The sequence below is a fragment of the Corynebacterium sp. HMSC11D10 genome, assembly GCF_001806995.1.
GTDB classification, from domain to species: domain Bacteria; phylum Actinomycetota; class Actinomycetes; order Mycobacteriales; family Mycobacteriaceae; genus Corynebacterium; species Corynebacterium coyleae.
The window spans coordinates 1-14,234 of the sequence record NZ_KV787082.1 but is presented as its reverse complement, the minus strand read 5'-3'; the positions used below and the strand labels follow the sequence as shown (position 1 = coordinate 14,234).

Below are 14,234 nucleotides of genomic sequence, written 5' to 3'. Positions count from 1 at the left end.
TCTACTCAAACGGAACAAAACCTGGGACACTTCAGTTTTCTTTTCAGAAGATATCGGCCCCGTCCTTGCCCCTTAGTAGTGCTCCACTGCGTACATCACGACACCCTGGTACAGATCACCGTCAACTGGCAACGAGTGCCCGACGAACTGTGAGCGAACCACCTCGAACACGTTGGAGGTTCCACGGTTCGAAAGTGCGTCATCGAGTGAGCGGGCGAGTTCTTCCTCAACAGTAGAAGCACCAGCGTGCATGAGCATTACATCGAGAAGGTCCTGGATACGACGTTCAACCGGCGACTCGTCCTGGGGTTCTTCCGCACCACCGATGAGCGCGTCGTCCGGCACTGCGATCCCGCGCGCCTTGTCCTCCATCGCAGCAACGGCAAGACGAGACATTGCTGCGGTGAGAACGTTCAGCGCGTCTTCGCCACCGAGCATGAGGTTAGTGAACTGCTCGTGCTCAGCGTCGGCGCCCAAGATTGCGGAAAGCACTTTGTCGCGAAGTTTCGGTGACTTCGCCAACGCCTCCTGCGGGTTCTTGGTGGCAAGGGCTTCCACTTCTTCGTCGTTAGCTAACGCCTCCCACACGGCATGAACCATGCGGGTATTCGCCGAGTTGGACATGTCGATGCCTGCAGCGGAGAACAGCTCGTTGACCTGCTCCACTGCTTCGCGGAATGCACCTTGCAGTGGATCCCCTGCCCCACCGGTAGAGACACGTCCATCAAACCCTGGAACAGGGAGAGGTGCCCGCGAATCCTCGATGTTGAGTTTCAGCTCAACGCCTGTTTCAACGTCACCCATGACCGCGGTCTTCACTACCTCGACGCCGGTGACGTAGTCCTCCTCGCGTGCTTTCTTGCCAAGCTTGAGGTTGCGCGCGAGCAGGTCGGCGAAGATCGCACGCTTGTGCAGAGTGATGTCTTGGAAGTCGATGAACTGGCTCAAGAAGTCCCACGCGTGAACGTACTTCACCAGGTTCGCACGGAAATCTGTGGCCACTGCTTCGTTGTCTTTGTCCCTGGAGATCAAAGCACCTCCGTAGAACTCGGTCCACCGGGTAATGATTGGATCGATCCCGATTCGGATCAGGCTGTCTTTCTTTTTTACGTCAATGTCCCGGTCCATCACCGTGTCGGCGATCGCTTCCATCTCCTCGACGTCGTAGAACTGGGAGGTGTCCAGTACGCGAGCAAGATCTGCAAGTACGTCGGGGTCTACCTCGGTGTCAATAGACGCCTGCGAGTAGTACGGCTGGAACGAGTGAAGAATCGTTTCGGGATCATTGACGAAGTCGACGACGAAAGTCTTGGTCTTATTCTTCGACGGCATCGTCCTGTTCAGACGCGAGAGCGTCTGCACCGCCATCACGCCGGACAGTGGCTTATCCACGTACATCGCTGACAGGCGAGGTTCGTCAAAGCCGGTCTGATACTTGTTAGCCACGATGAGGAACTTGTACGCCGCACCGTCGAACATCTTCGTCGTTTCCATCCGACGATGCCCCTCAGGTGCGTTCTCGTTGTTGAGGGAGGATTCCGTAACGATCTCCTCGATGTCCTCGTCCTTGGACACGTCGAGCGAACCAGAGAACGCCACAAGTGCTTCGAGCCCGTGGTATTTCGGATTGGACTTGATCACGTCCTGAACCGCCCGGAACCAGGTGTATGCGCTCATGCGGTCGTCGCAAACGACCATTGCTTTCGCGGTCGATCCGAGCAGGAAGCGCACGTTGTTATTGAAGTGCTCGACGGCAACTTCGGCCTTGGAGTGGATCGTCTTCTCGTGGGAGCGAACGAAATGCTTGAGTGCAGATTTTGCCTCGCCAAGAATGACGTCGTCTTCGCGGCCAAGTTGATCTTCGATCTTGGCGTAGAGCGACAATGAGATGTAGTTCTGGAGCACGTCCAGGATGAAGTTCTCATCGATTGCCTGCGCCATGGAGTACAGGTCAAATGCCACGTACTTCTCTGGGTTGTCCGGGGACGGCTCGCCAAACACAGCAAGAGTCTTTGCCTTGGGCGTTGCGGTCAGCGCAACGAGGGTGACGTTCGACGAGCGGGCGACTGCCGAATCTCGCTGCTGCTGCAGACGGTCCTTTTCGGCACGCGTGAGCCCGCCAGATTGAGTCGAACCGGCAGGCTCGCTGAGCGCTGCCCCACCATCGAGCATCTCTTCGTCTTCAATATCCGCAGCCGCTCGCGTTGCCGCTTCCGCAAGCTCGTCGGGAGTATCCGACAATGTCTCGAGCAGCGTGCGCGATGCCTTGCCGTGTTGGGACGAGTGCGCTTCGTCGATAATCACGAGCCAGCGGCGGTTCCGCAGTTTCGGCGAACGGTCAATCGTTTGCGCCAGTGCCGGGAAGGTCTGCAGCGTACAGGACAAAATGCGCTTGCCCTGGGTGAGATAGTGGTTGAGTTTCTCGGACTTGGACGTGTCATCGCTAGTGATGTTGATGACCATGCCTTCAGAAGCCTGCAGCAGCGAGAGTCCATCCGCGACGTTCTTATCCAGCACGGTGCGATCCGTAACGACGATTACGCAATCGAAAAGTTTCGTACCGTCTTCATGGATCATCTTGTTGGCACGGTGCGCCAACCACGCAATCGTTTTCGTCTTGCCGGAACCCGCAGAGTGCTGGATCAAGTACCGCCGACCGGTGCCGTTGGTTGCAACATCGCTGGTGACGCGTTCAACAGAGCGCAATTGGTGGAAGCGCGGGAAGATCAGACGCCCCTCGTTGCCCTTCGTAGACGGCTCCCACAGTGCGTAATCCTTCAGGATGCGCAGCAGCAGATCTGGTGAGCACACCCAGTCCCACAGGTAGGAAACGTTGTACCCGTTGGGGTTGTCTGGGTTGCCAGCGCGGCCTTCCTCGGTTCCCTGGTTGAACGGAAGGAAGACAGTATCGGTGCCGTTGAGTTCCGTGGTCATCATGACTTCACGCGAGGACACCGCGAAGTGGACGAGACAGCGGCCGGGGTTGAGCAGCGGGCGGCTGGAGCGATTCGGCTTGCGGTCGTGCTTGTACTGCTTGACAGCATCGTCAATAGACTGCGTGTTGTCAGTCTTGAGTTCCATGGTGATGACGGGAATGCCGTTGACCAGCAGCACAAGGTCAATCTCGCCTAGGCCACCTTTTTCAAAGTGGACTTGCTGCAGCACGCGTAGGCGGTTTTCCTTCGCCTTGTCGATCACATCCGTCTTCGCCGAGTCATACGGGTAGAAGCCCGCCATGTCCGGGAAGTTCACGGTGCCAAGGTCTGTCTGTGTAAACGAGAACCCATCTCGCAACGTGCCCAGTAGTCCGCCGTTGACTTTCTTGGTGATGCCATCAAGAATCGGCGTGTAGTCGAGTTCCTTGGTCAGACGCTTCAGCAGCCGGTGCTCGCGAGACTTTCGCTCTGTGTCGTTCGCAGTCTTCGGAATCGCACGCTCGTACTGCCCCGGATACTGGGACTTTAGCCAGTGGAGTACGTCCTCCGGGAAGAGTCCAAGTTCGGGGTCGAACCCCTTGTCGTTGGCACCCTCGTTCCAAATCCAGCCTTGGTCGTTGAGAGACCGGCAGATGGTCAGTTCCATCGCTTCTTCAAGAATTGGGTTCACCATGATTAGACCTCTTTCCGCCCCGTAACGACTTCGGTAATCAACGCGGTCTTGCGCGCTTTGAGGTTTTCGATGAGTTTGGTGGATTCCTCGATGAGTGCGTCCATGCGTGACAATTCCTCCTGAATGAAGACATTCATCGAGATGGCAGAATCAGTATCTTTCGGGAAGGGAAATGCAATCTCCCCCATGTTGAAAGCGGTCAATTTAGGCTGGGCGCTCCCAGTGATTAGATGGTGGATCGGGGAAATCTCGATTGCAGCAGCGAGCAGTTCTGCGGGATAGTTATGTCGAGGCTTGAGAACATGCGCATGGTTGTTTACCCAATACTGCCCATCTGCAACGAAGGCAATAGGGTGATTACGCATTGCTAGGTTTGCCCCATCTTCGGAAACTAGCAAACGTTTTTCGTTGTCCCAGATGTAATCGTTTACGTAATCGATGACTCCGGATGCCCCGTAGTACGGGTACTCTCCCTGGATATCTTTTCTGTCCCCAGAATCAATTGGAACACGGCGGTTGTCTTCACTATCTACCAAAAGTTTCAATCGTTGCGGGACGAGATTCCATCTTTCGCTTTTCTGAAACTCAAACTCCACGAAACGCTTCTTGCGATACCTAAGACTTCCGACCAGCCCTTCGAACTCTTCGATCAGCGCGTCCATCTCGCTGATTTCCTTGTCGAGATAATCAGCGATACAGCGCTGGGTTTCGAGATCAGGAAGGGAAATTGGTAATGATGAAACTGTTTGCTGAGGAATCGAGACGCGGGTAACTCCATTCGCACGCTTTTCCCAATACTCGCTTGTTTCCCTACTCAGCATCAAGTAGTAGAGAAACTTCGGGAAAACTTTTCCGGAATGAGCACGAAGAACCGTCAAGTGATAACCACAGACGAGCGAATCATGAGTGGAATCTACGTATGCAGGGATACCTATATCGTCCGCTGTTTCGGAGTCCTTCGTGATAATGACATCACCCTCCGCCAACCGGAGCCTCACAATTTGATCCGGAGAGGCGGTTGCCTTCATGAAATCAAGATCCGTTGTAATCGTGTCGTTGTAGTAAACATCCGTGTAGTTACACAGTTCGACAGCGGGTTCATCCGGCTTGGATTTCTTATCGACATTCGATTGCAAGATCGTGGAGATCAACCCCAACTTGTTCGGGTGAAACTCAGTCATCTGCCCGCACCTCTCCGAACATGGCGTAGATACGATCCAGGGAGTCAGCGATATCCGCGTCCAGTTCCTCCAAGGAGCGAGACTCTTCTGGCTTGTAGAACAGGCGGGTCAACGGTAGTTCCGTGCCAACCTTCGCCAAGGACTCGTCCCACTGCATATCCGGAACGAACGGGAGCACCTCACGCTCCATATGCTCGGACACGTCTTCCAAGTATGGGACGCGCTCGATCACCTTGGAAGCAGCGTCCACGACCGGGTTCCCCTTCTCATCGAGAGATGCAGGCGCATTCTCATCTTCCACTGCCAACGCCTTCATAATGTGGCGAAGCAGTGGCGCGCCCATCTTCACACCGCGTTCCTTCGCAGCAGACTTGAGCGCCTTAGACAGGTCGTTGTATTCGCGCCCTTTCATCTCGCGGATGACTGCTTCATGCTCTGGAAATGCGGTCTTATGACTCATAGCTTCCGCCACAGTCTCGTCGGTGACGCTGACGGCGTAGTGCGCCAACTTAAACATCGGCACATCGCGGTAAGTCAGTTCATCAGCTGTCACGATGATAGAGCGGTCACTTTCCTCGAAATCCTTGTAGATCTTCGTGATGTCGCGGATGCTGTCTTCAGAGAACTCGACACGCTTGTTACCCATCGATTTACGCATCGGGGCGCAAATTTCGGTCGCGTCGATGAACTGGATCTTGCCACGACGACGTGGTTCCTTGTTCCTGTCAAGGATCCAGATGTAGGTGGCAATGCCGGTGTTATAAAACATGTCATTTGGCAGCGCGATGATCGTGTCCAGCACTTCGGTGCCACCTTGCGCGCCGATGAGGTACTTGCGGATACTGTCCGGACCGCTTTCGGCATCGCCGGTAAATAGCGGGGAGCCATTCGTAACCACAGCAGCGCGACCACCCTTCGTTGCACCATCAGCCGCAGCGAGTTTGTGCGCGATGTGCATCAGAAACAGCATTTGGCCATCGCTGACAGCGGGAAGCCCCTCAGCAAAGCGTGGATCGCCCTGCTCCTGGAGCGCCTTGACGTCCTTCTGGAATGCCTTCCAGGACGAACCGTATGGCGGGTTCGCCATGATGTAGTCAAAGGTTTCGTCGGCGTACTGATCATTGGTCAGGGAGTTGCCAAACTTCAACACTTCTGGGTTCTTGAACCCCTGCATGAGCAGATCAGACTTGCCCATAGCGAATGAAGATTCCTTGAGTTCTTGTCCTGCAACGACGATCTCAATACCTGGGTTGATAGCCCGGAGCGCATCACGTGCAGCGATGAGCATGCCGCACGTACCGGCGGTGGGGTCGTAGACGGAACGGATGATGCCGTCTTCCTCGAGTTCCGCGTCGTCCGAGGTGAACAGAATGGACGTCATCAGACGAATCGCGTCGCGCGGAGTGTAGAACTCACCGGCGTCTTTCGCTTTTCTGGCGAAGGAACGATACATCAGGTTCTCGAAGATGTCGCCCATCGTCTGATCCTGGAGTGCCTCGTCAGACATGTCGATGGACGCGAAATGGTTCACCACATTCCAGAGTTGATTATTGCGGTCAAGGAAGTCGATGAGTTTCTCGAACTCAAACGCTTTCCAAATCTCTTGGATATTTGCAGAGAACGCCCTGAGATACTGCAGCAGCCCTTCCTTCAACGTGTCGTCGGAGGTGGCCAGGCGTTCGAGGGACAACTGAGACGTGTTCCAAAAACGAAGCTTGAACATGTTCTCAATCTTGAGATTCACAATCGAGGGATCTGTTCCCTTCACGTTCTCCCGGTGGACGAGATCTAATACGTCCTTCTTCGTCGACTCCAATCGACCTTCAAGGCGACGGAGCACAGTGAACGGAATGATGTAGTCACCGTAATTCTCGGCCGGGACAATAAGCCGCAGGTAATCATCTGCGGTCTGCCAAATGGCAGCGTTGAGGCTGTTGACCTTGGCAGTTTGCTTCGGCGTGATCGAATCGAGGATCTCTGAGGTGTCAGTCATCGTTGCTTCCTTGTGAATCTGTAGACGCCTGATTGTCCCACAGGAATCACTCATTTTCGGACAACAAATGTTGGTGTTTCACCGTACGAGCGGGAGGTTTGCCACTGTGCACCGATCCATGTCGCGCGACGAAATGCTTCTCGAATATCTCAAGACCACCAAAACCGGCACCTACCTCATCCCACCCGGTGTGGGTGAGACCGGTTTCGTCGGTGAAGGAATGTTTGCCTGGCCCCTGTCCTGTATCTCGCCTTTGCGTCCTTTCACCGCCACAACAACGCCCACGATGTAGGACACAATCACTCCAAGGACACAGAGCAAACACAATGTTGAAGAAAGATCTAACGCCCGTCTCCCTACAAGCTGGGTGAAAACGGATTTCACGCTCTCTTCAGTGTCACCGGTATCAACCATAAAGAAGCCGGCGAGGAAGAGAAACACCGTTACCGCGATGAAGGCCCAAGACTCACGCCACCCGAAGGACTTATACGGCCCTGCCTGCTGGCCGTCCTTCACGTGGCGTACGGGGATAAACCACAAAGCAAGAAGCGCAAGTGCGGCGATCACCCCAGCTGGAACGGAGTAGAACACGAGCCATCCGCCCACCCCAAACAGAATCCGCCCTACTGCAAAGAACGCCGCCCCTAACAGGCTCAGGATAAGCGCCGCGACGGAGTTGATACGGACATTCCGGCAGTTCATGCACCACATCATACGGCGGAAGCCATGGGCTGTATCTCAATCAGCCAAAGTGACGAGGCAGCGAATGAGGCGCCTTAGAGCAGCACAACGATGACCACCAGCACTGTGATGGCAGCGTCCAGAAGTCCGACGATCTTCGGCGTCCATGGCTTCTCACGACGTGCGCCGGTAATCGGCATCAGCGTCGCCCGCGCGAGCAACACGACGGCCACGACGATGATCGCTGGGTGGAAAGGATGCCCGCCGGTTACGAGCACGGCGACGACGGCAGCGACAAGCACGACGACGTGATAGCTCACCGACCCGATGAACCAGGGCCTGGAGCCGCGTTCACGGATGAGCGTCTTCACGTAGGGCACAGTGCCGACGAAGTACGCCAGGTACACGGCAAATGCGGCCCACGCCTCCACATCCAGGCCTCCCCCGGCCCAGGCGGCCACCGGCAGGATGAGGCAGGCTGCTACGACAGTGGAAACACCCGACAACAGCGACCTCGGACGCCGCTTCCATGCCTCGAATACGGCTATGGCCACCAACGGTGCGAACGCCGGGACCCACATGAGAAGCCGCCAGTCGAAGATCAGCGTTGTCACACCCGCGACCGCCGCGAGCGACCCGTAGACCAAGACCGGGGGCCGGTTGCGTTCACGGAAGCGCGAACGGATCCAGACGCTGCCGGCGAAAAAGGTGAAATAGCCGAGCCACCAGGTCAGCAACAGAGGAATCGCAGTCCACGACGGCGCCAGAATGACGCCGGTGATAGCGGGGACAGTGACCATAAACCAGGCGCCGTGTTGGTCGGGCACCCAACCGGGTGAGCGTCGGCGTGTGCGGGGGTTGCGCGACACGCTACGCTGCGCCTGGCTCTTCGACATGTTTTCACCCTACTGATGCGAATCTGTGATGGGCAATTGGCGTGGTCTTTTCCGTCGATTCGAAGCACCCGGCACCGTCGCGCGCTTCAGGCCATTCGCGTCCTAAAAACCACAAAGCCCCGACCCAAAGTGGATGAGGAGAGGTGGCAGGCCTAGCGTTAGTCCTATGACGTTGCCAAAGTTCGGTCCCGCTTGGGCCGGCGCTTTAATGGGAACCTCGATTGCGTCGAGTTTGACTGAGTTACATGGATTTCATGTAGCCCAGGTAGTTTTTGCGCTCATCGCGGCGGGGCTCCTTGTTGTGTTCACGGTCGGCGTGCGCAATGAGCCGCTGCGGCGCCAGAACATGGCGGCGTGAGGCATGTACGCGATGGGGCTGCTCGCGTGCGGCTCGGCGTGGACGGCACTCACGGGCAACGATGCGTTCCAGCTGATCAGCTGGTGGATCGGCGCGCCACTAGCCATCATCGTGTGCCTGTGGCAACTCTGGGGTTTGTGGAAGCAGTCCGAGCACTACACCGAGCCTGCGTTCCCGTGGGGCTTGGCGCTCGTGTCCCCGATGGTCGCTGCGACATCCGGCGGGCAGCTCGCCACCCATCACGGCGAGTTTTATCACTACGCGGGTGGGCTGTGCTTCTTCCTCACGTTGTTCACCGCGATCCCGCTCTTCCTCTACTGCTACTGGTCCCGCACACGCCCGCGCGGCGCCGCCGCGGGTACAGCGTGGATTCCCCTCGGTGTTATTGGCCAGTCGACGGCAGCATCGACATTGCTTTTCGACGCCCACCTGTACGGCCTCATCATGTTCACCCTCGCCGTACCGTGTGTCCTCTATGCCATGTACTGCTTCTACGAGGCTGTCCTCCACTGGGCGCCCTACGGCCCTGGTTGGTGGGGTTCTACCTTCCCCGTGGGCACCCTGTGCTTGGGTGCTTGGGACGAAGGCTGGCACACACTTTCCTTGGCGCTCCTCGTGCTCTTGCTCCTCCACTGGGGTGTCTGCGCGGTGCGCTTTGGCTCCTGGGAACTAAGCCAATCTGGCGCTAGATGAACTAGCTATCCGCGCTTCTCCGATGCCGTCGTCGTGGTGGTCCACGACTCGGCATAGGGGCCGCCCTTCGCCAGCAATTCATCGTGCGTGCCCCGTTCTGCGACCGTCCCGTCCTCCGAAAGCACGACGATGAGGTCGGCATCGCGGATGGTGTGCAGGCGATGGGCGACGACGATCACAGTGTGATCGCCGCGCAACGCCTCAATCGTGCCGACGATCGCCCGCTCAGTGGCCGCATCCAGCGAGGACGTCGGCTCGTCGAGAAGCACCACCGGGGAATCCTTCAGAAGCGCCCGGGCGATGGCGAGGCGCTGCCGCTCACCTCCCGACAGCAGCGTCCCCTCCTCCCCCACCGGGGTATCCCACCCGGAAGGCAGCAGCTCCACGATGCGGTCCACCCCGGAACGCCGGGCAGCCTCGCGCAAGCGGTCCCCGTCACCGGGCCTGGAACCGAAGCCGGGGTCGGCGAAGACCAGGTTGTCCCGCACGGACGCGTCGAAAAGGAACGTCTCCTGGAACACCGGGGTCACCAGCGAGTTCACGCCGTCGGTGCCGATCCGAGGCAAGGGCACCCCGCCGATGAGGATCTCCCCCGAGTCCGGATCGTGAAAACGCGACAGCAGCCGCATGACCGTCGTCTTGCCCGACCCCGACGGTCCCACTACGGCAACCAGCGCTCCCTGAGGTGCACGGAAGCTGACGTCGTCGAGAACCTTCTTATCTCCGTACCCGAAGCTCACACCGCGGAACTCCACGTCATGCCCGTCGGGCAGCTCCGGTGCGGCAGGTTCAGGAAGGGCGGGGATTGCCCGCAGGTCACGCAACGCAGCCAACGTGTTGCGGCCCGCACCGAAACCGCCGGACAACGCTCCCGCCGTGGTGATCGGTCCGGTGAACTGGACGAGCACGATGAGCATCGGCGCCAAATGCGCCGGCGCCATCCCGCCCGTCGCGGCGACTGCCACGGCGACGATCACCGCCGCCGTGAACACCGCATGGACGACCGAACCCAACCGTCCGATGGCCGCCCCCTGCGTCGACGTCGCCTTCGCGAACGCATCGTGCTGGGCCTGGATAGCCTCATCCACCATCGCGTCCGCCGCCGAACCGTCGCCCGCGGCGCGAATCGCCTGCTGGCCGCGGGTGAACTCGATCAGCCTGCTGGAGACGGCAGCGACGGCCTCAGCATGCGCTTCGTCCGACTCCCCGCCGACCCGGCCAATGGCCCGGTAGGCGAAGAAGAGCACCGGCGCTGACGCGACAAGAACCAAACCGACGCGCCAATCCACCGCCAGAATTCCGAAGGCGATGACGGTCGGCGTAACCACCGCGGCGATGACGGGCCGCAGGATCACGTGCGGCACGGACGCCGCGAACGCGATACCCGACGACGCCATCTCCGAAAAGCGGCCGGCCGTGGACTTGGTGACGTACCCGAGTGGCAACGTCAGCACGCGTTCGCCCAGGGAACGCAGCAGGGACGACAGCACCGCTGCGGAATTCACCCTGCCGACCGTCCCCGCGGCGAGGGACAGCACCGCATGGGCGGCCGCGAGGCCGGCGATGACGCCGGTGAAACGCCACGTCGTCGCGTCATCTCCCTCGGCCAGAGCCGACAGCAGCGGCAGCAGCGCGACGAACGCCGCTCCCTGGGCCAGCGCGGCAAGCGTGGCCAACGCAATGAGCCACACCAGCGTCATTCTCGAGCGCCGATCCGTCATCGACCACAAGTCTCGAATCATCGGTTTGCCGCCTTTTCATCGTCTGATTCAGTGCCCCGCGGGGCGGATGGTTCGTCGTCGAGCACGAACGCGCGCCACAAATCCCGGTAGCGGCCACCGCGCGCAAGCAACTCGTCGTGGGTACCCGCCTCCGCGACCGCTCCCCCATCGAGAACGAGGATGCGGTCGGCGTTGCGGATCGTGCTCAACCTGTGCGCGATCACAATCACCGTCCGCGAACGGGCCAAACGCTCGATTGCGGACTGGATGAGGGCCTCGGAAGCCGGATCCGCGTAAGCGGTTGCCTCGTCGAAGATGAGCACCGGCGCGTCCGTGACGATCGACCTCGCGATGGCCACGCGCTGCGCCTCACCACCGGAAAAGGTCACGTCGACGTTGACCACCGAATCCAGGCGCTTCGGCAGCGCCGCGATGACCGCATCGAGGTTCGCGAGCTTCGCGGCCGCCATGATTTCGTCGTCGGTGGCGTCTCTCCTGGCCAGCCGGATGTTCTCCCGCAACGGCAGCGTGAACAACTGCGAATCTTGGAACACCACCGACACCGAGCGGTGCACGTCGCGCACGGCGATGTCGCGAAGATCGACGCCGCCCAGCAGCACCGAGCCTTCAACAGGGTCGTGGAAACGCGCCAACAGCCGGGCGACGGTGGACTTTCCGGAACCGGAGGACCCCACCAGCGCAGTGAGGGTCCCTGGTTCGAACGTCGCGCACATCCCGTCGAGGACCCGCGGCCCATCCCCGTAGGAGAAGACCAGGTTCCGGACCTCGAGCGCGCCTCCGCGCGCGGGCACCGGATCGGCAGGCTCGGCGATCGGCGGCGTGCCCAGCACCTCCGCGATGGACTTCAGAGCGGCGATCCCCGCGATGATGGGTTCGGAGTTCATGGCCACCCGCACGATCGCCGCGGAGAGTCCAAGGCTGAGAACCAGCCCGGCGACGAGACCCTCCGGTATGCCGCCCGCGGCGTCCCTCAGAGCGAGGCCGGCCCCGCACACCACTGCAAGGACTGTGGTCGGGGACGTCACCACGTCGATGAGCCCGAGATAGATGTTCGACTGCCGGGACCAGGCGGACCACGCGCGGACGAACGACAACGCCGCGGCATCGTAGCGACCCGCTCCCTGGTTGGCGCGTCCGAAGGACTTCATCACCGGGATCCCGCGCCCCAGCTCGATGACCGCGGCCGTCACTTTTTCGGAGGCTCGCTCGTAGTCGCGCTGAAGACCGGCTCCGCGCGAAATCATCACGCCCATCAGGGCGAAGGTGACCAGCACCGGGCGACCGCCACCACCGCGATCCGCCAATCCACCACGACGAGCGCGATGAGGGAAAGCAGGGGAACCAGCACCGCCACCACGGTCTCACCGACGGTGTGGCCCATGAGCTGGTGGACAGCCGCGACGTCCTTCTCAACCGACTCGATGATTCCCGACGAGCGCCGGGCGTCCAGCCAGCCCAGCGGTAACTTCCGGATTTGGGCGACCAGCCGGCGCCGGAGGTGGAGCTGCAGGTCGTTATCCGCCCGGTGCGAGAGCATGCCGGCGGCGCCGTCTGCGGCCATGCGCACCGTTGCGGCGACGACGATGACAGCCACGGCCAACCACGTCCGATGCTCCGGGGCCTCCGGGTACGTCATCGCGATGTCGATGATGCCGACCAGCGAAGCGACGGTAGCCACCGACGACAGGACGGATAACGCGACCACCGCCCGCATCCGGGTCCGAATCGGGGCGAGCAGCGACCACGGGCCTACGGTCCCGTCCACAGCGCTCACTTGCCCGCCTCCCCGATCGCGCTTTTCTTCGTGAGAGTGCGGAAGTACACCATGCCGACGTGTGAGGCTCCGCCCAGCTTCACCCCGTTGGCTTCGGCGAGGTCCTCGACCTCGCTGCCCGGCGACCCTGCCGAGCGGCGCGAGGACGTCGGCGACGTGGAATTCCGTCCGGCCCCGAGCCCTTCGACGGCGGCGTCCATCGGTTCACGCGCATAGCGGCTGAGGAACCTCGGCTGGACCTTGTCCTCGTAGGCCGCGAGGAGTCTGAGGTTGTTCTGGACGATCTGGGCAATCGACTTCATCTGGTTCTGTCTCCGGGTGTGTGGGCCGCGTCCACGCGGCGGTTTCGGGTTAGGTGATCGGGTTCGCGGGCCGTCGTCGGCGGTGCCGCCCCCTCTCGGCCGACTCGTCGACTCATTGGTCGCTGTGGTGGGTTCATCAGTCACAAGCGGCACTGTGTTGCCCTCTCAGAAGATAATAACCATTATTACGTTAGGTTAGCCTAACCTCGCATGCGGCTCAAGCCCCGTCTCGTGCGTTTGATAGACATTGCTGAAACCGAGATCGCGCAAAACCAGCACACCATTGAGTGACGCGTGGACGAAGACTCAGGATGGGCGCAAGAATCCGCAGGCGTTTTTAACAATCTTCTCGGTGAATCAGCCTGTAAATCCGGGGAATCCCCGTACTCAGGGGACGATCACTACCCCGCTGGAGTGGGAGCAGAAGGCTTCTCCGGATAAGCGCTCTGGTAATGACCCGAAACCGAAGGTGCGGGCGTGTCCCAAAATGGCACGGCTATGGATCCGGCGCTCGGTCAAGGGGTTCCAGCGCCCTTTCACCGCCATCGACCATAAAGAAGCCAGCTAGGGAGAGAAACACCATGACCGCGATGAAGGCCCAGGATTCGCGCCATCCGAAGGCTTTGTATTGCCTTGTCTCTGGGCCTGTCTCTGGGCCTGTCTCCGGGCTTTCCGTCACACTGCTCATCCTCTTGCAACAGCACATCCCCCTCGCTCATGATCAGAAACAGCCTATAGTTGACGTGTCACAAACTTTTCACGCGATAAGGGAGGATACGATGACTGCAGGCACACAGAAGGATTGGGCAGGCGACGCCCAGAACGCCTCAAAGGACGGCGAGTTCAAGCGGGATACGAACTACATCAATGACCGCATTGTTGCGTCGATAAGCAATGAGGCTCTGCACTGGCCTGTGCAACCGCACCGCTACCGTCTCATCGCCGCACGTGCCTGCCCATGGGCGCATCGCGCTGTGTCTGATCTGATGTAGGTGGTCCAGTTCG

The 14,234-nt window shown here is 59.7% G+C and carries 11 protein-coding genes and 1 pseudogene; 3 read left to right on the top strand and 9 right to left on the bottom strand.

Annotated elements, in window-relative coordinates:
• Nucleotides 1-72 precede the first annotated feature (72 nt).
• The 5 genes from HMPREF3120_RS09945 to HMPREF3120_RS09925 form a co-directional block, all read right to left on the bottom strand.
• The gene (locus tag HMPREF3120_RS09945; protein WP_070452928.1) at nt 73-3,609 is read right to left on the bottom strand and encodes a type I restriction endonuclease; all 3,537 of its coding nucleotides are present in this window, start codon (nt 3,607-3,609) and stop codon (nt 73-75) included.
• 2 nt (nt 3,610-3,611) lie between these two features.
• Complete coding sequence (locus tag HMPREF3120_RS09940; RefSeq protein ID WP_070452925.1) at nt 3,612-4,790, bottom strand: restriction endonuclease subunit S; 1,179 nt, start codon at nt 4,788-4,790, stop codon at nt 3,612-3,614.
• Complete coding sequence (locus tag HMPREF3120_RS09935; protein ID WP_070452922.1) at nt 4,783-6,783, bottom strand: type I restriction-modification system subunit M; 2,001 nt, start codon at nt 6,781-6,783, stop codon at nt 4,783-4,785. Before HMPREF3120_RS09935 ends, HMPREF3120_RS09940 begins: the two co-directional genes overlap by 8 nt.
• A gap of 171 nt (nt 6,784-6,954) precedes the next feature.
• Complete coding sequence (locus tag HMPREF3120_RS12210) at nt 6,955-7,485, bottom strand: hypothetical protein (protein WP_168156431.1); 531 nt, start codon at nt 7,483-7,485, stop codon at nt 6,955-6,957.
• Nucleotides 7,486-7,559: 74 nt separating this feature from the next.
• Nucleotides 7,560-8,360, bottom strand: coding sequence for a YwiC-like family protein (locus tag HMPREF3120_RS09925; protein WP_371326163.1), 801 nt, complete (start codon nt 8,358-8,360; stop codon nt 7,560-7,562).
• Nucleotides 8,361-8,526: 166 nt separating this feature from the next.
• Here HMPREF3120_RS09925 and HMPREF3120_RS12415 point away from each other — a divergent pair, with 166 nt between their 5' ends.
• Nucleotides 8,527-8,718, top strand: a complete 192-nt coding sequence (locus HMPREF3120_RS12415) for a hypothetical protein (protein ID WP_246815471.1) — start codon at nt 8,527-8,529, stop codon at nt 8,716-8,718.
• A 3-nt stretch (nt 8,719-8,721) separates the two neighbouring features.
• The gene (locus HMPREF3120_RS09920) at nt 8,722-9,411 is read left to right on the top strand and encodes an SLAC1 family transporter (protein ID WP_246815470.1); all 690 of its coding nucleotides are present in this window, start codon (nt 8,722-8,724) and stop codon (nt 9,409-9,411) included.
• Nucleotides 9,412-9,416: 5 nt separating this feature from the next.
• On the opposite strand, the gene HMPREF3120_RS09915 is transcribed toward HMPREF3120_RS09920, so the two are convergent.
• From HMPREF3120_RS09915 to HMPREF3120_RS09905, 4 genes are read right to left on the bottom strand one after another with little or no spacing between them, the layout of a single operon-like run.
• Nucleotides 9,417-11,111 (bottom strand): ABC transporter ATP-binding protein, encoded by a 1,695-nt coding sequence (locus tag HMPREF3120_RS09915; protein WP_246815469.1) that lies wholly within the window; start codon nt 11,109-11,111, stop codon nt 9,417-9,419.
• Between the two features lie 38 nt (nt 11,112-11,149).
• A complete protein-coding gene (locus tag HMPREF3120_RS09910; protein ID WP_246815468.1) occupies nt 11,150-12,427 on the bottom strand; it encodes an ABC transporter ATP-binding protein in 1,278 nt (425 codons plus the stop codon).
• Nucleotides 12,406-12,927 (bottom strand): ABC transporter transmembrane domain-containing protein, encoded by a 522-nt coding sequence (locus HMPREF3120_RS12410; RefSeq protein ID WP_246815467.1) that lies wholly within the window; start codon nt 12,925-12,927, stop codon nt 12,406-12,408. The genes HMPREF3120_RS09910 and HMPREF3120_RS12410 overlap by 22 nt, the downstream gene beginning before the upstream one ends.
• Nucleotides 12,924-13,229, bottom strand: a complete 306-nt coding sequence (locus HMPREF3120_RS09905; RefSeq protein ID WP_070452913.1) for a hypothetical protein — start codon at nt 13,227-13,229, stop codon at nt 12,924-12,926. Before HMPREF3120_RS09905 ends, HMPREF3120_RS12410 begins: the two co-directional genes overlap by 4 nt.
• A gap of 779 nt (nt 13,230-14,008) precedes the next feature.
• Between HMPREF3120_RS09905 and HMPREF3120_RS11835 the strand changes: the two are divergent.
• Nucleotides 14,009-14,206: pseudogene (locus HMPREF3120_RS11835) on the top strand (glutathione S-transferase family protein); the annotation flags it as partial.
• Nucleotides 14,207-14,234 lie beyond the last annotated feature (28 nt).